Annotated in this window: 1 protein-coding gene; it reads left to right on the top strand. The window is 66.2% G+C overall.

The window, feature by feature from the left end; all coding sequences use genetic code 11:
* On the top strand, window positions 1-554 hold a 554-nt coding region (locus ACMUOY_RS20550), incomplete at its 5' end, for a glutamate ligase domain-containing protein (protein WP_413894569.1).
* Window positions 555-604 lie beyond the last annotated feature (50 nt).

Genomic DNA, 604 nt, shown 5'->3' with positions numbered 1-604 from the left:
GGCGGCACAACGTTCGCAACGCCTTGGCGGCTGCGAGCTGCGCACTCGCCGCGGGGGTGTCTCTGGACGCGATCCGCGCAGGTCTCCAGGCTTTTGAGGCTGTCAAGGGGCGATCCCGGGCCTTCAGCGTCGCGCTGGCCGGTCGCCGCGTCACGGTGGTCGACGACACCTACAACGCCAACCCGGATTCGGTGCGCGCTGCGATCGAGGTTCTCGCCGAGTTGCCGGCGCCGAGGCTGCTCGTGCTGGGTGACATGGGCGAAGTGGGCGACCAGGGTCCCTCATTTCATGCCGAGATGGGTGCGCTGGCGCACGATCGCGGCCTGGAACAGGTGTTCACCCTGGGCAATCAATCGGTTCACGCCGCGCGGCAATGCGCAGGCGCTCGTCATTTCGAAGACATGCCAGCGCTGCTGGCCGCTGTTCGCGGCGCCGCCCCCGGCGTTTCCAGCATTCTCGTCAAGGGATCCCGTTTCATGAAGATGGAGCGGGTGGTGGAAGCCATCATTCAGTTCGCGCAGGAACATCAAGGGGGGGCCGTCCATGCTGCCTAGCCTGGCCCAGTGGCTGCAGACGCTTTCGCCCGAATTCGGATTCTTCCGGG

Origin of the sequence: Candidatus Skiveiella danica, from assembly GCF_022705245.1 — a bacterium.
Taxonomy (GTDB): domain Bacteria; phylum Pseudomonadota; class Gammaproteobacteria; order Burkholderiales; family Burkholderiaceae_C; genus Skiveiella; species Skiveiella danica.
This window is presented reverse-complemented; position numbering and strand designations above follow the sequence as displayed.